Here is a 24,095-nt window from a genome sequence, read left to right on the forward strand (position 1 = left end):
GACATCCCTACCCCCCAGCCAGTTCGAACAGGTATACGAACAAGCTACCTCGGGCCACCGACAATTCCGCAGGTCACGACATCACGAGCGTTCCGCGGAACGCGGACGACGTCGACCAAGCATTGTTTCCGCCGGAGTACGAACCCTGTCGGCTCGCTAATTCGCTCTGGCCAGCATCCGACTCGGCCGCGTGCCGAGCAGCATGAAGATCACCCCTGCGCTCCTCTCAATCAGATCGGGACGGTGGCGACCGGCCACTCGGGGCTGTTCAGAACGGTGACGTGCTGCACGGTGGAGTACCAGGCGCCCGGCTGGCGAGCGGTCCCGACTGCCACCGACAAAGCCGTCTTGTCGGAGTAGCGGGCATGATTGCGCAGCGCCCAAGACCTGCACTGGATGCTGTTGCCGTACGCGCATCCCGAGATGTTGGCCGACTTCGTCGGGAACATGGAGCGCCGAGCCACCGAGGAGCGCAGCGAGTAGTGAAACGTTATGGGAGAAGATCGCAGGGACATCGTATGACGAGACCCAGGCCCCGCATGTCCTAGACCTATCCGCTCGGGCGGTCCAACGCGGTTACTCCATCAACCCCGCCGCGACCGTGGCACCCAGTTCCCAGCACTTCTCCCGGTCAGCCTTCGTCGGCCCCTCCGAAACCACCACATAGTCAGCGGATTTCACCCAGCCGAGGCCGGTGGTGATGGAGGTGAGGGCCTTCTCCGCGCCCTCGGTTCCCTGGTTTCCGTGGATGTACGCCCCGAACGGGCGACCCTGCGTCGAGTCGAGAATCTGGTAGTAGCTGACGTCGAAAGCGTGTTTCAGTGCGCCACTGATGTATCCGAGGTTGGCCGGGGTGCCGAGGATGTAGCCGTCGGCTTCCAGGAAGTCGCTCGCGGTCACCGCCAACGCGGCTCGACGTACCACCTCGACGCCCTCGATCTCCGGATCGGTGGCACCGGAGACGACCGCTTCGAACATCTCCTGGCATGCCGGCGACGGTGTGTGGTGGATGATCAGCAGCCTCTTGTCCGCCATCAGGACCTCCCTGCGAATGCGAGCAACCGGTCTGCGGCGCTCTCCGACGCCGGTTCGATCGGCGCCTCGAACATCCCGGCCGCACGTAGTTCGTCGATGACGGGGCGGCGTCGGTGAACACGAAGTCGACCAACCCTTCCGACGGCGCCCATTCGGCGTCGAGGCCCACGCACAGATCGTGGGTGTGCAAGGCCAGCTCCATGATCCGCATCACCAGGAGCTGGTGGCCCGGGCGTCGGCCGGCACGATGATCGACCTCGACGTCGAGGTCGGCGGAGTCGACCGCGGCTCGAAAGGCGTTGTCGCTGCGCCAGAATTCGGCGACCGGGTCACCGGCACCCACGTAGTCGACGTCGCGCGTCGTCAGGGTGTCGGCGGCGCTGCCACCCTCGAGCAGCATGGCGTAGCGGTAGCCGCCGCCGATGAGGTGGTTGATCAGGTCGCGGTTGGTCCATCCCGCGCAACCACTTGTCTCCCCGAGCCTTTCGGGTCCGACGTTCGCCAGATGGTCGGCCCAGAGACGGGCGGCCTCGTCGAGCAAGCTCGTCGGATCGCTCATCCCGCCCGACCCCTTACTGCTCGCGTCCGTGGAACTGCGCGACCGCGCGTTTCATCATCGCGCGGGCTCGGGGGCGGTCACCGGCGTAGTCGTAGGCCCGGGCGATGCGGTATGTGTTGCGCCAGTCGTCGGGGTCGGCTTCCCACTCAGCCTTGACCTGGGCGAAGAGTTCGTCGGCGGCGCCGCGTTCCATGCGGCCCGAGGCGCGGTGCGGAAGGTTCGAGATGTCGAGCTCGCGACCCTCCTCGGCCATGATCGCGGCGAGTTTCTGGTGTTCCAGACCCGCGCGCAGCGTTGCATAGATGAGCCAGGCGCCGATCAGCGGCAGGGCGATGACGCCGAGCCCCAGACCGATTCCCGCGGCGGTTCCCGTCGCGATCAGCTGGAACCCGCGCCAGCCGAGCAGCACGAAGTAGACGATCAGCGCGACGACGAGGAACCCGATCATCCAGATGATCGGCCGTGCGTCCTTCTTCTTCGGCCCCAGCTGCGGCGCGCCGCCTTCGGTGTCGCCGGTGTGGGTGCCCTCGTCGTGTGTGCCGTCATCAACCATGGGGATCAGAGGTCCATCAGTTCTTCGAGTCCGATGGTCAGACCGGGGCGGTCGCCGATGCTGCGCACACCGAGGAGCACACCGGGCGCGAACGACGACCGGTCGAGCGAGTCGTGGCGGATGGTGAGCGTCTCCCCCTCGGTGCCGAGCAGAACCTCCTGGTGGGCGACGAGGCCCGCCAGACGCACCGAGTGGACGTGGACGCCGTCGACCACAGCTCCTCGCGCGCCGTCGAGTTCGGAGGTGGTGGCGTCGGGGCTCGCGCCGACGCCGGCATCGGCGCGCGCGCGGCCGATCAGCTCGGCGGTGCGGTAGGCGGTGCCCGACGGGGCGTCGGCCTTCTGCGGGTGGTGCAGTTCGACGACCTCGACCGAGTCGTAGTACTTGGCGGCCTGCGCGGCGAAACGCATCGACAGGACGGCGCCGATGGCGAAGTTCGGGGCGATCAACACGCCGACCTTCGGGTTCTCGGCGAGCCAGCCGCGCACGGTCTCGAGGCGTTCCTCGGTGAAGCCGGTGGTGCCGACGACGGCGTGAATCCCATTGGCGATGAGGTACTTCAGGTTGTCCATCACGACGTCCGGGTGGGTGAAGTCGACGACGACCTGGGTGTCGGTGTCGGAGAAGAACTCCAGCGAGTCACCCTTGTCGACGCCCACGGTGTAGGTGAGGTCGTCGGCGTTCTCGACCGCCGTGACGATCGCCTGCCCGACCTTGCCCTGACTGCCCAGGACACCCACCTTGATACCGCTCATGTCCACCCTCTTCGATCTCGACGTGTCAACGGAACTCAGTCTAGTGGCGAGGACCTTGTCAATAGATCGGCGCATCACCCCGTCGATGCTCGAAGACCAGCGACGTGGTGGTGCCCGCGACCTCGCGACGGCTGTTGAGCCGCTCGACGAACTGGCGCAGCGTCTCGGTGTCGGCCGTGGCCACGTGGAGCATGTAGTCGTCGGCACCGGCGAGGAAGAACACGTCGATCACCTCGTCGTAGGCGGCGATCTCGCCGACGAATTGCCGGATCTGCCCTCGGGCGTCGGACTGGAGACTGACCGCGACCATGGCGCGCAGCGGGCGGCCGACGGCGGCCGGGTCGACGTCGGCGAAGAATCCACGGATCACACCGAGCTCGACGAGCCTGCGCATGCGGCCGTGACACGTCGACGCGGCGATCCCGACACGTTGTGCCAGCTCACTGTTGGGCATACGGGCATCGGACTGGAGGAGCTTCAGCAGTTCGCGGTCCGTCGCGTCGAGCTCTCCGAGCTGAACATCCTTCGGTGCAGTGGGCATCTCACCGTCCTGAGTGGAAACATCTTCGCCGAGACCGGCCTGTCGAGAATCTTGTTCACGAATATTGTGGCACTTCTGAAGTTCCTTCACGCTTGAGACAGATTATCTGCACAAACTTCGAAACGAGAGGGAGCATCATGCGCGTCGGGATCCCCACCGAGATCAAGAACCATGAGTACCGCGTCGCCATCACCCCGGCGGGCGTCGCGGAGCTGCACCACCGCGGTCACGAGGTGATCGTCCAGGCGGGCGCCGGTGAGGGGTCGGCCGTCACCGACAACGACTACAAGGCAGCCGGCGCGCAGATCCTCGGCACCGCCGCCGAGGTCTGGGACCAGGCCGAACTGCTGCTCAAGGTCAAGGAGCCGATCGCCTCCGAGTTCGACCTCATGCGCGAGGGCCAGACGATCTTCACCTATCTCCATCTGGCCGCCGGCAAGGAGTGCACCGACGCGCTGCTGGCCTCGGGCACCACGTCCATCGCCTACGAGATGGTCCGCACCGCCGACGGCGCGCTCCCCCTGCTCGCCCCGATGAGCGAGGTCGCCGGCCGTCTCGCACCCCAGGTCGGCGCCTATCACCTGATGAAGTCCGAGGGCGGGCGCGGCGTCCTCATGGGCGGCGTCCCCGGCACCGAGTCCGCCGAGGTCGTCGTGATCGGCGGCGGGGTCAGCGGCGTCAACGCCGCGACGATCGCCGTCGGCATGGGTGCGCAGGTCACTGTCTTCGACCTCGACATCGCCAAGCTGCGCGCGATCGACGCCCGGTTCGCCGGCCGCGTCCACACCCGCTACAGCACCAAACTCGCGCTCGACGAGGCGATCAAGAAGGCCGACCTGGTCATCGGCGCCGTGCTCGTCCCGGGCGCGAAGGCACCGGTTCTGGTGCCCAACAGCCTTGTCGACCAGATGAAACCGGGCGCGGTTCTCGTCGACATCGCGATCGATCAGGGCGGTTGCTTCGAGGATTCACACCCCACGACCCACGCCGACCCGACCTTCACCGTGCACGACACCACCTTCTACTGCGTGGCCAACATGCCCGGCACCGTCGCCCGCACGTCGACGCAGGCGCTCACCGGGGCGACCCTCCCCTACGTGCTGCGCCTGGCCGACCAGGGCTGGGAGACCGCCTGCGACACCGATCCGGCACTGGCATCGGGGCTGAGCACCCACCGCGGCGAGTTGTTCACCGCCGAGGTCGGCGAGGCGCTCGGTCTCCCCGTCGCGCCGATGCCGTTCGCACACAACTGATCGGCGAGGCCACCCGTGTTCAGAAGGTGATGCGGGTGGTCCCCCGCCGCTTGCCGCGATAGCCGTAGCGGCGTTCGATGATCTCCCCGTGGCCGTCGTGGCGGATGCGCAGCAGGGTCGAGGCCCGCGTGCCGTATCCCGGGATGTTGATGAACTTCGGCGACAGGGCCGCCTCGAACTCGGCTCCGACGCCGGTGTCGGGCAGCCGCGCCGGGTCGGGGCGATCCTGATCGGCCAGCATGGCGAAGTAGTCCTCGTCGGAGGCGCCCGCGGAGATCAGGTCACGGAGCGCAGCAGTGCCGTCGACGACCTTCGGCCAGTCGTTGTCGAGCGCCCCGTTGGACACGCCATGCACGCCGTCGGCCACTCGCTCGGCGTGCGGTTGCGGCCGGTTCGTCACCCACCACAGATCCGCGGCGTCGCCGACGAGAAGGTTCACCGGGTCGTAGTCGGCGGCCTGTTCGACGACGCGGTCGGCGAACACCTTGGGGTCCTCGTCACCGGTCAGGAAGTCCACCGGCAACTGGCCGCGCGAGCGCACCCCGACGCGTTCGGGAGGACCGACTCGAACGTTCGTCACCATCGCGACGCGGTCGGGGGCATCGGCGGAGACACCCATCCAGGTGCCACCGGCCAGCGCGTCGCGTCCGGCGATGATCGGCAGGTCATCCCACCGGGACAGCGCATACGTGCGCCGTCGGTGGTACTCGTCGCGATTGGCGGCGACGATCAGCCGGTGCTCGGGATGCGCGTTCCACGCGAAGAGGATCAGGCACATGGCATCTCAGTTCACCTGGTAGTGGCTCATACCCGCCATTCTGCGCTGGACGCCGGCGATCTCCCGCACCGCCTGCGCCACCAGACTCCGGTCGAGCGGTGACAACCGGCCCATCTCCAGCACGTCGGCCGGTGTCTCGCCGCGATCGAACTGCGCCACCTGATACCGCAACCGCACCCGTTGCAGGACGTCGAAGACCTCCGTCAGCGTCGTCGCGTCGTCGGCGGTGAGCAGTGCGCTGCCCGAGGCCGCCTGTAACCGGGCGCGTGTGTTCACCTCGGTGGATTCGACGCTCAGCGCAACCCAGCGGGCGATGTTGATCAACGGCGTCAGCGCGTTGGCCTTGACGTCGAACGCGCCCGGGCGCCGGGTCAGGACGTCACGCATCGAACGGAGTCGTGCCTTGGTCGACAACGACTCCTCCAGCAGCAACCGCATGGTGCGCGGATCGGCGCGCAGCGCGCCGATCATCTCGACTCCCGGTGTGGGAATGGGCGATTCGCGGCGCGACCCGAACAGGGGCCGGCCGTCGAGGACCAGCGACGTGAAGATCATCCCCTTGTTCTCCAGCGGCACGTCGATCCACCCGCGCGCGGCCGTCTGCCACTGGGTGCGGGTCCGCGAGAACAGCGGCTTCGACGCGACGGCGCCGTTGGTGTCGACCGTCAGGCCGGCGCCGCGCAGCACGTCGTCGAGCTCGGCGAAGGCCGCACGGTAGGCGTCGAGCTCGGCCGCCTCCAGCGAGTCGTCGAAGACGACCGCGGAGTCGACATCCGAACTCAGCACCGGCTCCCGACGGGCATTGCTGCCGAGTGACAGCCACGTGTACGCAGCGGCGTCGACGTCGGGCCGGGAGTCGACGACCAGCCGTAGCCCCCGCAACACGACGGCGTCGATGATGAGGGACGCGACCTGGGTGACCTCGTGTGCCGGTCGATCCCGCCGCACCAGATCGGCCACCAGCTGCGGGATGCGTTGCGCGTGTCCCTGCAGTTCCCCGACCGTCTGCGACCGTGAGATCTGTTCGCGCAGCGGCATGCTCGAACCGGCCGGGTCGGCGACGAAGTCGCTCGCGCCGACGACGCCGAGAACTGTTCCGTCGGCGTCGGTCACCGGGATCACCGTGAGGTCACGGTCGACGAGTTCGGTGAGGGCGTCGATGGCCGATGTACGGGAGTCCACGACGAACGCCGGCCCGTCGACGATCTCCCCCACCGGGGTGTCGAGGCTGCGCCCGGCAGCGACCACGCGCGCCCGGATGTCGGCGTCGGTGAGCAGGCCGAGACCTTGACCGGGCAGCGGGATCACCACGTAGTCCTGGTCGCGCTCGGTCATCAGCGCCGCCGCCTGGCGCACGGTCATGTCGGCCTGTCCGGTCACCGGCGCGGTCCGCAGCAGGTCGGCCACGGTGCGCGACGCGGGTGTGTGCGCAGCGTCGCGGCGGTGCGCGACCGTCAGCTGATCAGGCGGACCGTTCATCTCTGCAGATCATAGGCGCGCTTCCGGCGATCGAATGATCCTGCTCGATGACATCGGCGCCGGACGGCCGGGTCCGTGACCCCCGGGTCCGAGTACACCCTGACCGCCGGTCAGGGCATCATGCTCGGCACGGACTGCGTTCCACGAGCGAGCTCAGGAGAAGATCAACCGCCCGAGCTCGGCGGCGGTGTGCTGTATGTGCGGCATTTCGGATCTCGCTCCGTTGGCGACGAGGACACCCCCACCTGTGCTGTAGACGAAGATTCCATTCGAGTGCGCAGTCATAAACAGAACGACGGCGATCGCCAGCAGTATGAGGCCGAACAGAACCCCGAGCGCTCCGCGTGAATCAATACCGAAGAGGATGCTGCCGGGATCGACGGCCTCCCGGCCCAGGAATATCACTCCGATCGCAAAGCAGAAGACCGCCAGAGCGAAGAGGATGCGGATCGTCGACGTCGCACTGCCGCTACTGATCTGCGCGACGTGGCGCAGCGGAACCTCTTTCTGCAAATAGCCATAGGGGATCACGCCGAACAGCTGGTGCGGATGGTGGACGATCACGCGGCGGTCGGTGACGGTCACCGTCGTCTTGAGATAGGTGAGAATCATGTGCGGCGTGAACTGTGTCTGAAACCGGACACTCTCGCCCATCAGGAGTGCAGGTTGCATAGCAGCCGTCATTTCCTTGCCTTCCGGTGAGTTGCGGGGCGTGCTGGACATCACGGGACGTATACGGTGGTCCCCTCGGGTGAGGCGGTGTCGCTGACGAATTTGGCAAAGCAATGGTCGCGATCGAAGCCCTGCTGCCGACACCAGACAACTGCACCCGCACCAGATTGAAAAGTCTGCTCGGTAACCGTGATCCACCAGTCCCTCACGCTGAAGACCGGCCATTCACTGCTCCAGAGAAGTCGTGTCCCAGCGAATCGTGCATCCAGGACGGCGAACTCCTCGAGAATGTCGGTGTACAGCCAAGTCCTCCCGTCCGCCACCAGCCCTGGTTGTTTGGCGCTGAGTTGGGCATGCCATCGGTTGTTACCGTTAGAGAGAATCTGCGGGCGATCGTGCGTGACCTGGTCTCGGAGGCTCTGCCCCGCCATCTGTTCGGGGTCCACGCCGTCAGGTGTGAATGCCACGTCGGACTTGACATCGACGGCGGCAAACTCCGTGGCGGCCTGCACCTCTTGAACGGCTGTCGTGCCGACCGCGTCCACGGTGACCGAGAGCGCACTCGAAGATCCGATGACGTCCGGCAACGAGTAGTAACTCCCCGGCGGAAAGGTGAACGTGATCGATCGTCCTCGACCTCCCGATGGCGGAATGCCGATCGACTCGGACGATAGGTCGAATGTCCCCGACGCCACGAGCCCGATCGAAGATCTGACAACGATCCGCGTCGCCGAGTTCGACATCACATCACCACCGCTACAGGAGCTGGAACCGCTCGTCGTGACCGCGAAGCCGGTGTCGGTGAGTGACGTCGACACCACCGTCAGGCTCGGAGGAGTGCTGCACGACATGTACAGATCCGGGGTCGATGTTCGTCCGACTACGCTCCCGTCCGACCGATCCCCAGTCGACACACGTCCGCTGTCCAGGTTCCATACGACGGCCGCGCTCACAACAACAAGCGACAGGACAAGAACTCCCAGCACGGCCAACTGACCCGAAAGCCGGGGCGCTGGTGAGCGAACAGGGTACCCGACCTCATGCATGGCGTCGGTTCGCCCATAGTCAATCACGGTGGGTGCGATCACCGTTCCAGGCGCCGCCGCGACCTGTGATTCGTCCGATGGAGTCATGGATGACATGGGGGCACCCGAGGCCGGATGCCACTCCATCCAGTCAAGCGTCAGCGCCGACGGTCTGCCCGAGTCCCCGTGCGGTGCATCGCTTCCGGAGTCAGCCTCCATGAGGGTACCTCGATGCGCGCATGGCCGGTCCCAGCTATCGATGTCGCGGACAGGTTTCTTCGAATTATGGCATCATCCGCGCAATTCCAGGGCGATGTAGATCGTTTCGAAACATACGCTGGCGAGACCATCACGACATATCTGCCAATCGCCTTCGGATACTGCGAATTTGCACGACACTGCGGAGCCAATATCACCGCCGCGACTGGTCGTCGTGAGCGGTTAACAATACCTGCCGACCCGGACCCCCAAGTCAATATCGGCGCGAATACAATTGATTAGTCACACAAAGAAATCGTTCTTGTTTGATCCCCTTTGGCATCTGCCGCAATTTCGTATGAATCGGGCGATTCCGCCACCGAATCCGAACTCGCCCAACACGCCGCTGGCCCGCATCGAGATTCGATGCGGGCCAGCGGCGTTCGGCTCAAGCGTCGGCGGTCGCCGCTTCGGCGGCTGCGGCCTCGGCCTTGTCGGCCTCTTCGTCGACCGGGACGAGGCTGATCTTGCCGCGCTCGTCGATGTCGGCGATCTCCACACGGAGCTTGGAGCCCACGTTCACGACGTCCTCGACCTTGTTGACACGCTTGCCCTTACCGAGCTTCGAGATGTGCACCAGGCCGTCGCGACCCGGCAGCAGCGACACGAACGCACCGAACGCGGTGGTCTTGACGACGGTGCCGAGGAAGCGCTCGCCGACCTTCGGCAGCTGCGGGTTGGCGATCGCGTTGATGCGGTCGATCGCAGCCTGTGCCTTGACACCGTCCGAGGCGCCGACGAACACGGTGCCGTCGTCCTCGATCGAGATGTTGGCGCCGGTCTCCTCGGTGATGCCGTTGATCGTCTTGCCCTTGGGGCCGATCAACTCGCCGATCTTGTCCATCGGGATCTTGATGGTCGTGATCCGCGGTGCGAACGGGCTCATCTCGTCGGGCTCGTCGATGGCCTCGGCCATGACGTCGAGGATGGTCAGTCGGGCGTCCTTGGCCTGGCTGAGCGCACCCGCGAGCACCTGCGAGGGGATGCCGTCGAGCTTGGTGTCGAGCTGCAGCGCGGTCACGAAGTCCTTCGTGCCCGCGACCTTGAAGTCCATGTCGCCGAAGGCATCCTCGGCACCGAGGATGTCGGTCAGTGCGACATAGCGGGTCTCGCCGTCGACGGTGTCGGAGACCAGGCCCATGGCGATGCCGGCGACCGGCGCGCGCAGCGGCACACCGGCGTTCAGCAGCGACATGGTCGAGGCACACACGGAACCCATCGAGGTGGAACCGTTGGAGCCCAACGCCTCCGAGACCTGACGGATCGCGTACGGGAAATCCTCGACGCTCGGCAGGACCGGCATCAGGGCACGCTCGGCGAGCGCACCGTGACCGATCTCGCGACGCTTGGGCGAACCGACGCGACCGGTCTCACCGGTCGAGTACGGCGGGAAGTTGTAGTGGTGCATGTACCGCTTGGACGTCTCGGGTCCGAGCGAGTCGACCTGCTGCGCCATCTTCACCATGTCGAGGGTGGTGACACCCATGATCTGCGTCTCGCCACGCTCGAACAGCGCACTGCCGTGGGCGCGCGGGATGACCGCGACCTCGGCGGAGAGTGCACGGATGTCGGTGATGCCGCGACCGTCGATGCGGAAGTGGTCGGTCAGGATGCGCTGGCGCACCAGCTTCTTGGTCAGCGAACGGTATGCGCCGCCGATCTCCTTCTCACGACCCTCGAACTGCTCGCCGAGCTGGGCGAGGATGTCGGCCTTGAGCTCGTCGGTCTTGTCGTCGCGCTCCTGCTTGCCGGCGATCGTCAGGATCTGCGAGAGACGCTCGGTGGCCGCGGCGGCGACGGCCTCGTAGACGTCGTCCTGGTACGGCGGGTACAGCGGGAATTCCCCGGTGTCCTTGGCAGCGGCGGCGGCCAGCGACTTCTGTGCCTCGCACAGGCGGGCGATGAACGGCTTGGCGGCCTCGAGACCCTCGGCGACGATGGCCTCGGTCGGTGCCTGGGCGCCACCGGCGATCAGGTCGATGACGTTGTCGGTCGCCTCGGCCTCGACCATCATGATCGCGACGTCGGCGGAATCGCCTTCACCGCTCACGATGCGGCCCGCGACGACCATGTCGAACACGGCGCCCTCGAGCTGCTCGACGGTCGGGAACGCGACCCACTGGCCGGCCTTGTTCTCCTCGGTCGGGATGAGCGCGACACGCACGCCACCCACCGGGCCGGAGAACGGAAGACCCGCGAGCTGGGTCGACGCCGACGCGGCGTTGATGGCCACGACGTCGTAGAGGTCGTTCGGGTCGAGCGACAGCACGGTGACGACGACCTGGATCTCGTTGCGGAGACCGTCGACGAAGGACGGGCGCAGCGGGCGGTCGATCAGGCGGCAGGTCAGGATCGCGTCGGTCGACGGACGACCCTCACGACGGAAGAACGATCCGGGGATGCGTCCAGCGGCGTACATCCGCTCCTCGACGTCCACGGTCAGCGGGAAGAAGTCGAAGTGCTCCTTCGGGTGCTTCGACGCGGTGGTGGTCGAGAGCAGCATGTTCTCGTCGTCGAGGTACGCGGTCACCGAGCCGGCGGCCTGCAGGGCGAGACGTCCGGTCTCGAACCGGATCGTGCGGGTGCCGAAGCTCCCGTTGTCGATGATCGCGGTGGCCTCGGTGATGGCGTCGTCGTACTCGTCGTTGATGTCTTCGGTGGTGTTCACATCTGTCATGTGGGGTGGAATCCCTTCGTAGCGGCTGCCGTTAGCGGCCGTCGTGATGCGCGGCCACGCAGAGATGGCCGCTTGTGCGGTTGAGGGTGGTCATCGCGAGGTGCGCAGGGTGCACCGAATGCCGGTGCAGTCGTGCTGTGGAGCTCGTCGCACGCGCGGATCGGACCGACCCAGAACGCGCCGAGAAAACACGGCAGCGAGTGAATGGCGCGACGTTTCGCGCCCGGTTGAGTGCTCAGACGGCCTTCGATCGAAGCGGCCGGAACCATTGTTCCGGCGGCCACTACCGAGGACCGATCTGGCTCGTCGTCACGCACTGCCATCAGTTCACGGCAACGATCCGTCTGTCAGCCTATCACCGCGTCCTGTCAATACCTCAATATGACAAACCGGCCACCTCCCGTTCGGGAGATGGCCGGTGAGAAGTCAGTGGTCGCGGTCCGCGATCAGCGACGCAGGCCGAGGCGCTCGATGAGCGAACGGTAGCGGTTGATGTCGACCTTGGCGACGTACTTCAGCAGGCGGCGACGACGGCCGACGAGCAGCAGCAGGCCGCGGCGGCTGTGGTGGTCGTGCTTGTGCTGCTTGAGGTGCTCGGTGAGGTCGACGATGCGCTTGGTGAGCAGGGCGACCTGGGCCTCGGGCGAACCGGTGTCGGTCTCGTGCAGACCGTATTCGCTGAGGATTTCCTTCTTCTGCTCGACAGTCAAAGCCATGGAGGTACTCCTGTTTCTCAGTGCCGCGTCTCAGATACATCCGGTGCGCCACCGCGGACTGCAGCAACACCGACTGATCAGGCTACCTGCCCGCGTGTGCCCGACCCAAATCCGAGCGTGACCGGCCCGAGTCCGTGGATGCTCGTGGCCGCATCACGGCCGAGCCACCACCACACCAGGGCGACGGCGACGACACCGACGACCGCGCCGACGACGATCGCGATGGCGAGCAGACGCCGGGCCGGTTGCCGTTCGGCGCCGCGACCGGTCAGTGAGACGCCGAGCAGTCCGAGAACGACCGAGGTCAGCGCCGCGGCAAGCATCAGGAACAGCCCGGCGGTCGGCTCCCCCACGTCGGCGGCCGCCGACGTCGCACCGATCTCGCCCAGCGGCAGCGTCAGCCCGAGGGGCCGGACCGGGACCGCACCGGCCATGACGACCACGCCGACCCCGGCCCCGGCGACCGTGGCGAAACCCGAGTGAGCTGCACCCACCCGCCGCACAAGGCCGTAGAGGGCGGCGAGACCACCGACGATGATCAGTAGACCGAGGGTGACGGTGAACCACCCGAGCGTCAGTTGGGTTCCGAGCGTCTCCGCGTAGCGCCCGTCGTGGACGCCGAAACCGTTCGGGTTGAGCGGCGCGAGTCCCACCGAGGCGAGGTCCACCCACTGCATGAACGTCGCGGCCACGACCACCAGGCCGAGCACGACCGACGCGAGGGCCGCGGCGATCGCGGAGGTATGCGCGGGGCTCCTGCCGGGAGTGCTCACGATGTCTCGGCCGCCGCCAGGATCTCCCTGGTCTTGGCGACGTCGTTCCCCATCTCCTCGATGAGGGCGTCGATCCCGTCGAACTGGACCATGCCGCGGATGCGGTGGACGAAGTCGACGGCGACGTGCTGGCCGTAGAGGTCGGCGTTCTTGTCCAGGACGAAGGCCTCGACGGTCCGGGTGCGGCCGGAGAAGGTCGGGTTGGTGCCCACCGACACCGCTGCCTGGTAGCGCTCCCCCGGCAGGACCTCACCGACGGCAGGACCGACACCGAGGATCGTGAACCAGGCGGCGTACACGCCGTCGGCCGGGATCGCGGCGTACATCGGGGGCGCGACGTTGGCGGTCGGATAACCGAGATCGCGTCCGCGGCCGTCACCGCGGACGACCACACCCTCCACCCGATGCGGGCGGCCGAGAGCCTCGGCGGCACGATCCATGTCGCCGGCGGCGACGCAGGAACGGATGTAGGTCGACGAGTAGGTCACCGCGTGTTCGCCGAACAGTGAGATGGCCTGCACCTCGAAGCCGAACTTCGCGCCCAACTCGGTCAACTTCGCGACGTCGCCGGCGGCCTTGCGCCCGAAGGTGAAGTTGTCCCCCACCACCACCTCGGCGGCATGCAGTGTCTCCACGAGGATGTCGTGGGCGAAGTCTTTGGGCGAGCGGGCCGCGAGCTCCGGGGTGAACGGCATCACGCAGAAGACGTCGATCCCGAGTTCCTCGGCCAGTTCCGCCCGTCGCGTCAGCGTGGTCAGTTGCGGCGGATGGGATCCCGGCCGCACGACCTCCGACGGATGCGGGTCGAAGGTCATCAGCACGGAGGGCACCCCGTGCTCCTTCGCCGCCTTCGTCGCGGCATGGATCAGTTCGGCATGCCCACGGTGCACACCGTCGAAGACACCGATGGTGACCACGCACCGTCCCCAGTCCGCGGGGATGTCATCAAGACCTCGCCATCGCAACACGCGACCAGCCTACGGGGAGCACCTGTTCCAAACCACCACCGCCACACGCCTGGAAGCGAACACGGGGCCGACGACGAGGTGTCGGCGAGGCGACCGGGGGGCGCTAAGCTCGATCCATGCCATGGCGATCAGACCGTCCGGTGACCGAGCTGTCACAGGTCACCCAGGACTATCTGAAGGTCATCTGGACCAGCCAGGAGTGGGAGGACGTCAAGGTCACCACCAAGCTGCTGGCCCAGTCCCTCGGAGTTTCCCCGTCCACCGCGTCGGAGGCCATCCGCAAGCTCGCCGACCAGGGTCTGGTCTCCCACGAGCCCTACGGGGCGGTGACTCTCACCGATCACGGCCGTGAGGCCGCGGTCCTCATGGTGCGGCGCCACCGTCTCATCGAGACCTTCCTCGTCCGTGAACTCGGCTACCGCTGGGACGAGGTGCACGACGAGGCCGAGATCCTCGAACACGCCGTCTCCGACCGCCTGATGGCCCGGCTCGACGCCAAACTCGGCTTCCCCGACCGGGATCCGCACGGCGACCCGATCCCCGCACTCGACGGTTCGATCCCCACACCCGCCGCGGCACTGCTCGCCGACCTCGAGGTCGGCGCGTCGGGGTGCATCGCACGCATCTCCGACACCGACCCGGAGATGCTGCGCTATTTCGACGAAGTGGGCGTGGCCCTCGACTGCGTCGTGACCGTCGCCGAGAAGCGACCGTTCGCCGGCACCATCTCGGTCTCCCTCGACGACGCGGCGCCGATCGATCTGGGCGACATCGCCGCCCGCGCGATCTTCGTCGTCCCGCGCTAACGCAGGGTCGCGGGTCGTACCACCATCACCGAACTCGCCCGCTTGCCCTTCTCCTGGATCAGCGCGATGGCCTGCTCGTGCGGGTCGACGACCACGTAGACGCCCTTCAAACCGATCGGCTCGAGCCACCGTCCCTGGCTGATGGATTCGGCCTCGTCGTCGCTGATGTCACGACGCGGGAAGGACAGCTTCACGGCCTCGTCGATGTCGAGGCTGACGCGGCCGTCCTCACGGACCTCGTCGAGCGTGCGCGCGTACTCGAGGGTGAACGGCCCGACCGCGGTGCGGCGAAGCGCGGTGAGGTGTCCCCCGACCCCGAGTGCGGCACCGAGGTCACGGGCCAGGGAACGAATGTAGGTGCCCGACGAACAGTCCACGGCGACATCGAGATCCACGACGCCGGGGGTGCCGTTGTCGGTGTCACCGCCGCGACGGGTGGCGAGCACGTCGAAGCGCGACACGGTGACCGGGCGGGCCTCGAGGTCGAAGTCGGCGCCGGTGCGGACCAGGGCGTGTGCCCGCCGGCCGTCGACCTTGATCGCCGACACCCTCGCCGGGACCTGCTGGATGTCGCCGGTGAGATCGGCGACGCCCGAGGCGATCTCGTCGTCGGTGACACCGGAGGCGTCCGCGGTGGCGAGGATCTCCCCCTCGCGGTCGTCGGTGGTGGTCGAGGCGCCCAGGCGGATGGTCGCCGTGTAGGACTTGGTGGTCAGTGACAGCAGGCCGAGAAGCTTTGTCGCCCTCTCGATCCCGACGACGAGAACGCCGGTGGCCATCGGGTCCAGGGTGCCGGCGTGGCCGACCCGGCGGGTGTCGAAGATCTTGCGGCACCGCGACACCACGTCGTGGCTGGTGATCCCGGCCTGCTTGTCGACGATGAGCAGGCCGGCCTTCTCGATGGTTGCGTCGGCCATGTCAGACCATCGCGATCGTCGTGGTGATGATGCCCCGTTCGACGAGCCAGCGGCCGTGGAACTCGAGCACCGGCGCACCGCCGTCGGAGGCGGCCGGATCGATCAGGATGCGCGAGATGAACGTCCCGGACGTCTCCGCGGTCTGCTCGAAGGTGATGAGGGCGTCCTCGAAACCCAACCATCGCTTGGTGATCGGGAACCACGCCTTGTAGGTGGCCTCTTTGGCGCAGAACAGCAACCGGTCCCAGTGCAGTCCGGCCGGGCGGGTCGCGAGGACCTCGCGCTCGGCGGGCAGGCTGGTGTGCTCGAGCACACCGTCGGGCAGTGCGTCGTGCGGTTCGGCGTCCATGCCGAGCGACCGCACCCCCATCGCGTGCGCGACGATCGCGGCGCGGTAGCCGTCGCAGTGGGTGAGGCTGCCCACGATGCCCGCGGGCCAGATGGGGGCGCCCTTGTCGCCCTTGAGGATCGGCACCGGGTCGTAGCCCAGCTGCCCCAGTGCCTGCCGGGCACAGTGGCGGACGGTGGTGAACTCGCGGCGACGCTTCTCCACGGCCTTGCCGATGAGTGCCTGCTCGGCGGGCATCGCGATCAGTCCGGGCGGATCGTCGAACGCCTCCGCCGAGGCGACCCCGGATGGGAGGAGTTGTTCGATCACTGCTCGTCCTTTCGTGCTTGCCGTTCCGCCTGCCGCGTCCGGCGCTCCGCCTGCCTCTGTTCCACCCGTGCCCGGAATTCCGCGGCGCGCTCGGCGTAGTCGGGCGGCAGGTTGAACCGCACCCCGTGCTCGGGGAGATCTGTCTCGCCGAGGCCGTCACCGGGCACGATGTTGCGCATCAACGGGTTCGGCAGGCCGCGCCGCTTCCACTCGCGCGGGTAACCGACCGACACCTCCTCGAACCGGATGCCGTCGTACCAGGTGGTGCGTGGGATGTGCAGGTGCCCGTAGACACAGCACGCGGCGTTGAACTCGGTGTGCCAGTCGGCGGTCAGCTCGCTGCCGCACCACAGTGCGAACTCCGGGTAGATGAGGGCATCGCAGGGCTCGCGACGCAGCGGCCAGTGGTTGATGAGGACCGTCTTCTCCGACGGGTCGAGGGCCTGAAGCCGACGGCGGGTGATCTCGATGCGCGCCCGGCCCCAGGCATCCCGGGTCGGGAACGGCTCGGGCGAGAGCAGGAACTCGTCGGTCGCCACCACGTTGCGTTCCCGCGCCAATGCCAGCGCGGTCAGCTTGTTGGCCGTGCCCTCCGGCCGGAACGTGTAGTCGTACAGCAGGAACATCGGGACCACGCGGACCGGATCGCCGCCGTCACCCGGATCGAACAGCGGGTAGATGTCCTCCGGGGTCACCACACCGATGTCGCGGCACGCCTGCACGAGATAGTCATAGCGGGCCACCCCGAACACCTGCAGCGGGTCCTTGGCCGTGGTGTACAGCTCGTGATTGCCCGGGACCCAGATGACGGTGTGGAAGCGGGTCCGCAGCCGGCGCAGGGTGTCGACGATGTCGTCGGTGCGTTCGGCGACGTCACCGGCCACGATCAGCCAGTCGCCCGGCGACGTCGGCCGGATCTCGTCGATGATGTGCTCGTTGCCCCGATGGGCGACGTGCAGATCGCTGATCGCCCACAAAGTTGCCACGAGGATCCATCGTGCCAGAGGTCGTGAATCCACCGTGCCCGGGGCGGGTCGGCGTGGGACGATCGAGCGGTGTACGGCGCACCCGTCGCCCCGAGCGGATCACGTCTGCCGGGCAATCGCGGACCCTGGTGGGTCCAGGTCGTCGTGAGCTTCCTGATCCTGCTCGCCTACCTCGTCGCGCAGGTGACGGCCTTCGCCGTCGGCGACACCACCGAGCGGTGGACGCAGTACGGCCTGAGCGGGGGCGTCCTTGTCGTCTTCGTGGTGATCACCGCGGCGTGGGCACGGTCCGGGTGGCGGGTGACCGTGGCGGTGCTTCTCGGCCTGCTGTTCGTCGGGTTGGAGCGGCTCGCGCTGCTCCCCTTCTACCTCGATCTCTCGGTCACCCAGGATTGGTCGTCGGAGGTGTTCCGGTTCGCCTCGATGGCCGCCACCGCGACGCTGCTCACCGGCCAGGTCGTCGTGTGGTCGATCGCCCGACGACAGACGGCCATGACCTGGGTGGGCCTGCTCCCGTTCGCCGGACTGGTCGCGCTGGGGACGTGGGCGACCTACTATCACCAGCCCGACTTCGGCGTCGACCTCACGGCCACCGAGGTCGCCCTGCCCCTGCACTACTGGATCGGCGTCATCGCATTCGAGACCATGTTCGGCGTCGCGGCCGTCCTCGTCCTGTGGGCGTGCGACGCGATCGGCCTCGCGACCCGCCGATCGCGCGCGACCAGCAGCCCGGCGGCCGGCCCGAACGTGGAGAGCTTCCGGACCACTCAGCTCTACCGGACGCAGGCCGGTCACCCGGATCTGCGGGAGACCGAGCGGTACCGGCCGCCGCCTCCCCCGCTCGCCCAGCCGCCGCGGCGACCCGACGACCCGTCCTTCCGGACCACCCGGATCCGGCGGCCCCGCGACGACTGACGAGTGTCAGGCGGGTACGGCACCCGCCTGACGCCAGCGGCCGGAGCGGATGCGCCACACGACGGTCGCGAGCCGGACGACCATGAAGACCACGAGTCCCGACCACACCCCGGCCAGTCCCCAGTCGAAGATCAGCGACAGCCAGATCAGCGGCAGGAACCCGACGAGCGCGCCGGTCAGGGTCGCGGTACGGAGGAAGGCGGCGTCGCCGCTGCCGAGCAGGACGCCGTCGAGAGCGAAGACCACACCGGCGATCGGCATCATGCCGACGAAGAACCACCACGGCACGCCGATCGCGTCCAGCACGGCGTCGTCGGAGGTGAAGATGCGCGGGATGAGCGTCGCACCGGCGGCGAAGACCGCGGCCATCGCGGTCGCGGCAACCACCGACACCCCGGTCACGCGGCGGGCCACGGTGTCGGCGACCTTGACCCGACCACCGCCTAGTGCGGCGCCGACGAGCGCCTGCGCGGCGATCGCGACCGAGTCGAGGAACAGCGCCATGAACTCCCAGAGCTGCAGCACGAGCTGATGCGCCGCGACCTGCGCGACGCCGAACCGGGCGGCCACCGCGGCGGCCGAGACGAAACAGATCTGGAAAGACAGGCTGCGCACGATGAGATCGCGTGCCATCGACAGCTGGGCGCCGATGATTCTCCGGTCGGGTCTGAACCCGTTCGACTCCGGTGAGGAGGCCGCCTCGCGGATCACCCGCACCGCGAACAGCACGCCCGTGACGCCCTGGCCGATCACGTTGGCGACGGCGCTGCCCGGGAGGCCGAGGCGCGGGAACGGTCCGACCCCGTGCACGAGGCCGACGACCAGCACTGCGGCGAGCGACAACCCGATGACCACATAGACCACGGGACGGCGGGTGTCCTGCACACCGCGCATCCAGCCGTTGCCGGCCATCGACAGCAGGATCAGCGGCACCCCGAACATCGCGATGCGCATCCAGTGCGCGGCGTCGGCGGCCACCGCGGCCGACTCCGGCGACGACGCCCCGACGAGCAGCCGCATGACCATCGGCGCGAGCGGATAGGCGACCGCGACGATCACCACGCCGACGGCGACCGCGATCCAGCTGGCCTGCACGCCCTCCCGCACCGCGCCGACCCGGTCACCCGCTCCGAACCTGCGCGCCGACCGGGCCGTCGTGCCATATGACAGGAAGGTGAGCTGGGTGCTGACGATCGAGAGGACCAGCGTGCCGACACCGAGCGCGGCGAGCTGATCGCCGCCGAGACGGCCGACGACCGCGAGGTCGAGAAGCAGGTAGAGGGGTGGTGCGATCAGGACCGCGAGCGCCGAGACGGTCAGCGTCGCGATACGTGCGACACCTGCCTCGTCAGTTGTCGCGGCCTCTCCGCGGGTCTCGGTCAGAGCGACTCCAACAACCTCGCGACCACCTCGTCGGCGGTCCCGGTGTCGCTGTAGCCGGAGGCCTGACGATGCCCGCCGCCACCGTGGGCGCGGGCGATCGGGACGAGGTCGACGATCTCCTTGGACCGCAACGACACCGTCCACACCCCGGTTGCGTTCTCCTTGAACACCGCGGCCACCTCCGCGTCGCGGGCCGTCCGGATGGTGTCGACGACGCTCTCGGACTCCTCCCAGCTCATGCCGGCCAGGGCCTTCTGGTCGACGATCGCGTAGACGAGTCCCTCGCCGTTGCACGCCGACGGGACCAGCTTCGTCGAGGCGAGGACGCCGGACATCATGGCGAACCACTCGAACGGGTGGGAGTCGAAGAGGATGCGGCTCCACCGGCGTGCGTCCACGCCGGTCTCCAGCAGGCGCGCCGCGATCCGGAAGGACTGGGGTCGAGCCCAGCGGAACGAACCGGTGTCGGTGGTCAGCCCGGCGTAGATGCAGGTGGCGATGTCGGCGTCGAGTTCGACGCCGAGCTCGTCGAGAACGTCGAGAACCAGGACCGACGTGCAGTCGGCGGCGGGATCGATCAGGTCGAGGTCACCGAAACCGCGATTCGACGCGTGATGGTCGATGGTGATCGACGTGGCGGCCTTGCTGAAGACCTCGCCCAACTCGTCGAGGCGTTCGAGGTTCGCGGCATCGACCGACACCACCAGCGGGTGCCCGACCACCTGGTTCGGGGAACACAGGAGTTTGCTGCCGGGCAGTCCGCCGAGGGAGGCCGGCAGCTGCTCGGCACCGGGATAGGACACCTCGACGTCGACGCCGCGACGGTCGAGGGCCAGTCCCAGCGCGAGACCGCTGCCGATGGTGTCCGCATCCGGTCGGATGTGACAACAGATGGTCACCGCCGACGCGGCCGCCAGCTCGGCGGCGATCGCCGCACTCGCCGAAGCGCTCACTCGTCGTCGCCGGCGTCGTCTGCCGAGCGATAGGGATCGGCGTCACCGGCCGGTGATGCCTCGGCTGCGCGTCGCGCGACGAGTTCGTCGTTGGCGCGGGCGCGAGCGACGAGCTCCTCCATCTGCCGGGCCGCGTCGGGCACTGTGTCGAGCAGGAAACGCAGGGTCGGGGTGAAGCGGACGCCGGTACCGGCGCCGACCTTGGACCGGAGCACACCGGTCGCCTTGGCCAGTCCTGCTGCCGCCGCCTCGTAGTCGGGTTCGGCGTCGATGGATTCGCCCATCACCGTGTAGTAGACGGTCGCGTCGTGCAGATCGTTGGTCACGCGGGTGTCGGTGACCGTCACGTAGGCCAGGCGCGGGTCCTTGATCTCGGTGGCGATCGCCGAGGCGACGATCGTCGAGATCCGCTTGGCCAGACGTTGTGCCCGTGCTGGATCAGCCATCGGGGGTCCTTCCATGAGCGGTGCCGTGCGCGCCGGCCCGGTGTCGGGCCGACGCGCACGGACGTGGGTCGAGAGAGCTCAGAAGCGGACGCGCATCAGTCGCGCGGCTTCTCCCGCAGCTCGTAGGTCTCGATCACGTCGTCCACCTTGATGTCCGAGTAGGTCAGCGTGAGACCACATTCGTAGCCTTCGCGAACCTCGGTGGCGTCGTCCTTCTCACGCTTGAGCGACGACACGGTGAGGTTCTCGGCGACCACGACGTTGTCACGCAGCAGGCGCGCCTTGGCGTTGCGGCGCATGATGCCCGACTGGACGAGACAGCCGGCGATGTTGCCGACCTTCGACGACTTGAAGATGGCGCGGATCTCGGCGCGGCCGAGCTCCACCTCTTCGTAGACCGGCTTGAGCATGCCCTTGAGCGCGCTCTCGATCTCGTCGATGGCCTGATAGATCACCGAGTAGTACCGGATGTCGACGCCCTCGCGGTTGGCCAGCTCGGTGGCCTTGCCCTCCGCGCGGACGTTGAAGCCGATGATGATCGCATCCGAGGCCGCCGCCAGGTTGACGTTGGTCTCGGTGACGCCACCGACACCGCGGTCGATGATGCGCAGCGACACCTCGTCGCCCATCTCGATGCCGAGCAGAGCCTCTTCGAGGGCCTCGACCGTACCCGAGTTGTCACCCTTGAGGATGAGGTTGAGCTGGCTGGTCTCCTTGAGAGCCGAATCCAGGTCTTCCAGGCTGATCCGCTTGCGGCTGCGGGCGGCCAGCGCGTTGCGCTTGCGCGCATTGCGGCGGTCGGCGATCTGCCGGGCGATGCGGTCCTCCTCGACCACGAGCAGGTTGTCGCCTGCACCGGGGACCGAGGTGAAACCGATGACCTGGACCGGACGCGACGGCAGCGCCTCGGGGACGTCCTCGCCGTGCTCGTCGACCATGCGACGGACACGACCGTAGGCGTCACCGGCGACGATCGAGTCGCCGACGCGGAGCGTGCCGCGCTGGACCAGCACGGTCGCCACCGGGCCGCGGCCGCGGTCGAGGTGCGCCTCGATGGCGACACCCTGGGCGTCCATGTCCGGGTTGGCACGCAGGTCGAGCGACGCGTCCGCGGTGAGCAGCACGGCCTCGAGCAGCGCGTCGATGTTCTCGCCCTGCTTGGCCGAGATGTCGACGAACATGGCGTCGCCGCCGTATTCCTCGGGGATCAGGCCGTACTCGGTCAGCTGTCCGCGGATCTTCTGCGGATCGGCGCCTTCCTTGTCGATCTTGTTCACCGCGACCACGATCGGCACGTCGGCCGCCTGGGCATGGTTGACCGCCTCCACCGTCTGCGGCATGACGCCGTCGTCGGCCGCGACCACGAGGATCGCGATGTCGGTCGCCTTGGCGCCGCGGGCACGCATGGCGGTGAACGCCTCGTGACCCGGGGTGTCGATGAAGGTGATCAGGCGATCCTCACCGTTGAGGTGGGTGTTCACCTGGTAGGCACCGATGTGCTGCGTGATGCCGCCGGCCTCGCCCTCGCGGACGTTGGCCTTACGGATCGTGTCGAGCAATCGGGTCTTACCGTGATCGACGTGGCCCATGACGGTGACCACCGGCGGACGCTGTTCGAGGTCTTCCTCGCCGCCCTCGTCCTCGCCGTAGGTGAGGTCGAAGCTGTCGAGCAGCTCGCGGTCCTCGTCCTCCGGGCTGACGACCTGGACGCGGTAGTTCATCTCCGAGCCGAGCAGCTCGAGCGTCTCGTCGTTGACCGATTCGGTCGCCGTCACCATCTCGCCGAGGTTGAACAGCGCCTGGACCAGCGATGCCGGGTTGGCGTCGATCTTGTCGGCGAAGTCGGACAGCGAGGCACCACGGGCGAGACGGATGATCTCACCGTTGCCGCGGGGCAGACGGACGCCGCCGACCGACGGAGCTTGCATGCTCTCGTACTCGGCGCGTTTCGCCCGCTTCGACTTGCGACCCTTGCGGGGCGCGCCACCGGGACGACCGAACGCACCTGCTGCACCGCCGCGGCCACGACCGCCGCCGCCACCGGGACGACCGCGGAAGCCACCACCGGCAGGTGCGCCGGGAGCGCCGCCGCCACCGGGTCCGCCGCGGTAACCGCCGCCGCCTCCGCCACGGCCACCACCGGCACCGCCGCGACCACCCGGACGGGCGTCAGGACGAGCCGCACGCGAGGGCATCGCGCCGGGGCTGGGACGAGGGGGCATGTTGCCCGGGTTGGGACGAGGTCCGCCCTGGCCGGGAGCGGGACGACCGCCACCGGGACGGGGTCCACCCTGGCCGGCGGGACCGGGACGACCGCCACCGGGACGGGGACCGCCCTGGCCGGGGCCGCCGGGGCGGGCCGCCGGACGCGGCGCGGGAGCCGGGGCCGAGGAGTACGGGTTGTTGCCGACACGCGGGGCACGCGGGCCGGGCTTGGGACCGGGGCGAGGACCCGGGGCCTTGGTCGGCGGCGTGGGTGCTGCCGACGCGGCGGGTGCCTGAGGTGCGGCGGGTGCCGGCGCCTGAGGTGCCGGGGCCGCGGGCTTGGGGGCACCGGGGGTCGGGGTCGGGGCCGTGCTCGGGCGCTCGGCCGCCGCCGGTGCGGGGGTCTCGACCGGGGCGGGGCCCGGCTTCGGGCCGCCCGGCTTGGGTCCGCTGGTCTGGGGTCCCGGGGCGGGACGCTCGGCCGGCGCTGCCGGGGCGACACCGGGCTTCGGCGCACCGGACGGCTTGGGTCCGGGCTTGGCCGACTGGCGAGGGCCGGGCGCCGACGACGATCCGCCGTCCTTGGCTCCCCCGTCCTTGCCGGGGAATGATTCACGCAGTCGACGGGCCACTGGGGCCTCTACCGTCGACGACGCCGATTTGACGAACTCGCCCTGTTCCTTCAGACGCTCGAGCACCTGCTTGCTCGTGACACCGAGCTCCTTGGCCAGTTCGTGCACGCGGGCTTTGCCTGCCACTGCTCTCCTTTGCTGGAGGCCAAGCG

General features: G+C 68.1%; 23 protein-coding genes and 1 pseudogene. 3 read left to right on the forward strand and 21 right to left on the reverse strand.

The window, feature by feature from the left end; all coding sequences use genetic code 11:
- Window positions 1–230 precede the first annotated feature (230 nt).
- From RVF83_RS20140 to RVF83_RS20165, 6 genes and pseudogenes are all read right to left on the reverse strand, one after another.
- The gene (locus RVF83_RS20140; protein ID WP_005197085.1) at window positions 231–449 is read right to left on the reverse strand and encodes a hypothetical protein; all 219 of its coding nucleotides are present in this window, start codon (window positions 447–449) and stop codon (window positions 231–233) included.
- Between the two features lie 127 nt (window positions 450–576).
- Entirely contained in the window at window positions 577–1,035 is a 459-nt protein-coding gene (locus tag RVF83_RS20145) for a flavodoxin family protein (protein WP_005197083.1), read from the reverse strand.
- A gap of 43 nt (window positions 1,036–1,078) precedes the next feature.
- Window positions 1,079–1,594, reverse strand: a pseudogene (locus RVF83_RS23765) (maleylpyruvate isomerase family mycothiol-dependent enzyme); the annotation flags it as partial.
- Window positions 1,595–1,607: 13 nt separating this feature from the next.
- Window positions 1,608–2,147, reverse strand: coding sequence for a hypothetical protein (locus RVF83_RS20155; RefSeq protein WP_005197082.1), 540 nt, complete (start codon window positions 2,145–2,147; stop codon window positions 1,608–1,610).
- 5 nt (window positions 2,148–2,152) lie between these two features.
- A complete protein-coding gene (dapB, locus tag RVF83_RS20160) occupies window positions 2,153–2,902 on the reverse strand; it encodes a 4-hydroxy-tetrahydrodipicolinate reductase (RefSeq protein ID WP_005197079.1) in 750 nt (249 codons plus the stop codon).
- A 58-nt stretch (window positions 2,903–2,960) separates the two neighbouring features.
- A complete protein-coding gene (locus tag RVF83_RS20165) occupies window positions 2,961–3,443 on the reverse strand; it encodes an Lrp/AsnC family transcriptional regulator (RefSeq protein WP_005197077.1) in 483 nt (160 codons plus the stop codon).
- 137 nt (window positions 3,444–3,580) lie between these two features.
- On the opposite strand from RVF83_RS20165, the gene ald reads away from it, so the two are divergent.
- On the forward strand, window positions 3,581–4,696 hold the full coding sequence (gene ald, locus RVF83_RS20170; RefSeq protein ID WP_005197076.1) for an alanine dehydrogenase: 1,116 nt from the start codon (window positions 3,581–3,583) through the stop codon (window positions 4,694–4,696).
- 19 nt (window positions 4,697–4,715) lie between these two features.
- Here the strand turns inward: ald and RVF83_RS20175 are convergent, their stop codons facing one another.
- The 8 genes from RVF83_RS20175 to RVF83_RS20210 all read right to left on the reverse strand — a co-directional run bounded on the left by RVF83_RS20175 (window position 4,716) and on the right by RVF83_RS20210 (window position 14,042).
- Window positions 4,716–5,474 (reverse strand): NRDE family protein, encoded by a 759-nt coding sequence (locus tag RVF83_RS20175; protein WP_005197073.1) that lies wholly within the window; start codon window positions 5,472–5,474, stop codon window positions 4,716–4,718.
- Between the two features lie 6 nt (window positions 5,475–5,480).
- Window positions 5,481–6,953, reverse strand: coding sequence for a putative nucleotidyltransferase substrate binding domain-containing protein (locus RVF83_RS20180; RefSeq protein WP_005197071.1), 1,473 nt, complete (start codon window positions 6,951–6,953; stop codon window positions 5,481–5,483).
- A 153-nt stretch (window positions 6,954–7,106) separates the two neighbouring features.
- Window positions 7,107–7,676, reverse strand: a complete 570-nt coding sequence (locus RVF83_RS20185) for a hypothetical protein (RefSeq protein WP_247602304.1) — start codon at window positions 7,674–7,676, stop codon at window positions 7,107–7,109.
- A complete protein-coding gene (locus RVF83_RS20190) occupies window positions 7,676–8,443 on the reverse strand; it encodes a hypothetical protein (protein ID WP_157226831.1) in 768 nt (255 codons plus the stop codon). The genes RVF83_RS20185 and RVF83_RS20190 overlap by 1 nt, the downstream gene beginning before the upstream one ends.
- Before the next feature lie 853 nt (window positions 8,444–9,296).
- Window positions 9,297–11,585, reverse strand: coding sequence for a polyribonucleotide nucleotidyltransferase (locus RVF83_RS20195; protein WP_168432555.1), 2,289 nt, complete (start codon window positions 11,583–11,585; stop codon window positions 9,297–9,299).
- Between the two features lie 446 nt (window positions 11,586–12,031).
- Entirely contained in the window at window positions 12,032–12,301 is a 270-nt protein-coding gene (gene rpsO / locus RVF83_RS20200; RefSeq protein WP_005199046.1) for a 30S ribosomal protein S15, read from the reverse strand.
- Window positions 12,302–12,378: 77 nt separating this feature from the next.
- The gene (locus RVF83_RS20205; RefSeq protein ID WP_005199045.1) at window positions 12,379–13,074 is read right to left on the reverse strand and encodes a hypothetical protein; all 696 of its coding nucleotides are present in this window, start codon (window positions 13,072–13,074) and stop codon (window positions 12,379–12,381) included.
- Window positions 13,071–14,042: a bifunctional riboflavin kinase/FAD synthetase gene (locus RVF83_RS20210; RefSeq protein ID WP_083877537.1), complete on the reverse strand. Its 972-nt coding sequence runs from the start codon at window positions 14,040–14,042 to the stop codon at window positions 13,071–13,073. The genes RVF83_RS20205 and RVF83_RS20210 overlap by 4 nt, the downstream gene beginning before the upstream one ends.
- A gap of 116 nt (window positions 14,043–14,158) precedes the next feature.
- Between RVF83_RS20210 and RVF83_RS20215 the strand changes: the two genes are divergently transcribed.
- Window positions 14,159–14,848, forward strand: a complete 690-nt coding sequence (locus RVF83_RS20215) for a metal-dependent transcriptional regulator (protein WP_162904481.1) — start codon at window positions 14,159–14,161, stop codon at window positions 14,846–14,848.
- Here the strand turns inward: RVF83_RS20215 and truB are convergent.
- Genes truB through RVF83_RS20230 form a run of 3 tightly spaced genes read right to left on the reverse strand, consistent with a single transcriptional unit; the run spans window position 14,845 to window position 17,409 of the window.
- The gene (gene truB / locus RVF83_RS20220) at window positions 14,845–15,765 is read right to left on the reverse strand and encodes a tRNA pseudouridine(55) synthase TruB (RefSeq protein ID WP_005199042.1); all 921 of its coding nucleotides are present in this window, start codon (window positions 15,763–15,765) and stop codon (window positions 14,845–14,847) included. The genes RVF83_RS20215 and truB overlap by 4 nt on opposite strands.
- A gap of 1 nt (window position 15,766) precedes the next feature.
- Entirely contained in the window at window positions 15,767–16,423 is a 657-nt protein-coding gene (locus tag RVF83_RS20225; protein ID WP_005199041.1) for a 4'-phosphopantetheinyl transferase family protein, read from the reverse strand.
- Window positions 16,420–17,409 (reverse strand): metallophosphoesterase family protein, encoded by a 990-nt coding sequence (locus RVF83_RS20230; protein ID WP_005199040.1) that lies wholly within the window; start codon window positions 17,407–17,409, stop codon window positions 16,420–16,422. Before RVF83_RS20230 ends, RVF83_RS20225 begins: the two co-directional genes overlap by 4 nt.
- A gap of 69 nt (window positions 17,410–17,478) precedes the next feature.
- Between RVF83_RS20230 and RVF83_RS20235 the strand changes: the two genes are divergently transcribed.
- Window positions 17,479–18,324, forward strand: coding sequence for a hypothetical protein (locus tag RVF83_RS20235; protein WP_005199039.1), 846 nt, complete (start codon window positions 17,479–17,481; stop codon window positions 18,322–18,324).
- Window positions 18,325–18,330: 6 nt separating this feature from the next.
- On the opposite strand, the gene RVF83_RS20240 is transcribed toward RVF83_RS20235, so the two are convergent.
- The 4 genes from RVF83_RS20240 to infB form a co-directional block, all read right to left on the reverse strand.
- Window positions 18,331–19,707 carry an MATE family efflux transporter gene (locus tag RVF83_RS20240; protein ID WP_083877542.1) on the reverse strand — a complete coding sequence of 459 codons (1,377 nt, stop codon included), beginning with the start codon at window positions 19,705–19,707 and terminating at the stop codon, window positions 18,331–18,333.
- A complete protein-coding gene (locus RVF83_RS20245) occupies window positions 19,704–20,660 on the reverse strand; it encodes a DHH family phosphoesterase (RefSeq protein WP_005199037.1) in 957 nt (318 codons plus the stop codon). Before RVF83_RS20245 ends, RVF83_RS20240 begins: the two co-directional genes overlap by 4 nt.
- Window positions 20,657–21,106 (reverse strand): 30S ribosome-binding factor RbfA, encoded by a 450-nt coding sequence (gene rbfA / locus RVF83_RS20250; RefSeq protein WP_005199036.1) that lies wholly within the window; start codon window positions 21,104–21,106, stop codon window positions 20,657–20,659. Before rbfA ends, RVF83_RS20245 begins: the two co-directional genes overlap by 4 nt.
- A gap of 95 nt (window positions 21,107–21,201) precedes the next feature.
- Window positions 21,202–24,069 carry a translation initiation factor IF-2 gene (infB, locus tag RVF83_RS20255; protein WP_005199035.1) on the reverse strand — a complete coding sequence of 956 codons (2,868 nt, stop codon included), beginning with the start codon at window positions 24,067–24,069 and terminating at the stop codon, window positions 21,202–21,204.
- Window positions 24,070–24,095 lie beyond the last annotated feature (26 nt).

Origin of the sequence: Gordonia rubripertincta (assembly GCF_038024875.1) — a bacterium.
Classification (GTDB): domain Bacteria; phylum Actinomycetota; class Actinomycetes; order Mycobacteriales; family Mycobacteriaceae; genus Gordonia; species Gordonia rubripertincta.

Excerpts from the sequence above, each read along its gene's own strand:
- RVF83_RS20140 (WP_005197085.1), bottom strand. The coding sequence starts at position 449 with ATGTTCCCGACGAAGTCGGCCAACATCTCGGGATGCGCGTACGGCAAC.
- RVF83_RS20145 (WP_005197083.1), bottom strand. The coding sequence starts at position 1,035 with ATGGCGGACAAGAGGCTGCTGATCATCCACCACACACCGTCGCCGGCA.
- RVF83_RS20155 (WP_005197082.1), bottom strand. The coding sequence starts at position 2,147 with ATGGTTGATGACGGCACACACGACGAGGGCACCCACACCGGCGACACC.
- dapB (WP_005197079.1), bottom strand. The coding sequence starts at position 2,902 with ATGAGCGGTATCAAGGTGGGTGTCCTGGGCAGTCAGGGCAAGGTCGGG.
- RVF83_RS20165 (WP_005197077.1), bottom strand. The coding sequence starts at position 3,443 with ATGCCCACTGCACCGAAGGATGTTCAGCTCGGAGAGCTCGACGCGACG.
- ald (WP_005197076.1), top strand. The coding sequence starts at position 3,581 with ATGCGCGTCGGGATCCCCACCGAGATCAAGAACCATGAGTACCGCGTC.
- RVF83_RS20175 (WP_005197073.1), bottom strand. The coding sequence starts at position 5,474 with ATGTGCCTGATCCTCTTCGCGTGGAACGCGCATCCCGAGCACCGGCTG.
- RVF83_RS20180 (WP_005197071.1), bottom strand. The coding sequence starts at position 6,953 with ATGAACGGTCCGCCTGATCAGCTGACGGTCGCGCACCGCCGCGACGCT.
- RVF83_RS20185 (WP_247602304.1), bottom strand. The coding sequence starts at position 7,676 with ATGTCCAGCACGCCCCGCAACTCACCGGAAGGCAAGGAAATGACGGCT.
- RVF83_RS20195 (WP_168432555.1), bottom strand. The coding sequence starts at position 11,585 with ATGACAGATGTGAACACCACCGAAGACATCAACGACGAGTACGACGAC.
- rpsO (WP_005199046.1), bottom strand. The coding sequence starts at position 12,301 with ATGGCTTTGACTGTCGAGCAGAAGAAGGAAATCCTCAGCGAATACGGT.
- RVF83_RS20215 (WP_162904481.1), top strand. The coding sequence starts at position 14,159 with ATGCCATGGCGATCAGACCGTCCGGTGACCGAGCTGTCACAGGTCACC.
- truB (WP_005199042.1), bottom strand. The coding sequence starts at position 15,765 with ATGGCCGACGCAACCATCGAGAAGGCCGGCCTGCTCATCGTCGACAAG.
- rbfA (WP_005199036.1), bottom strand. The coding sequence starts at position 21,106 with ATGGCTGATCCAGCACGGGCACAACGTCTGGCCAAGCGGATCTCGACG.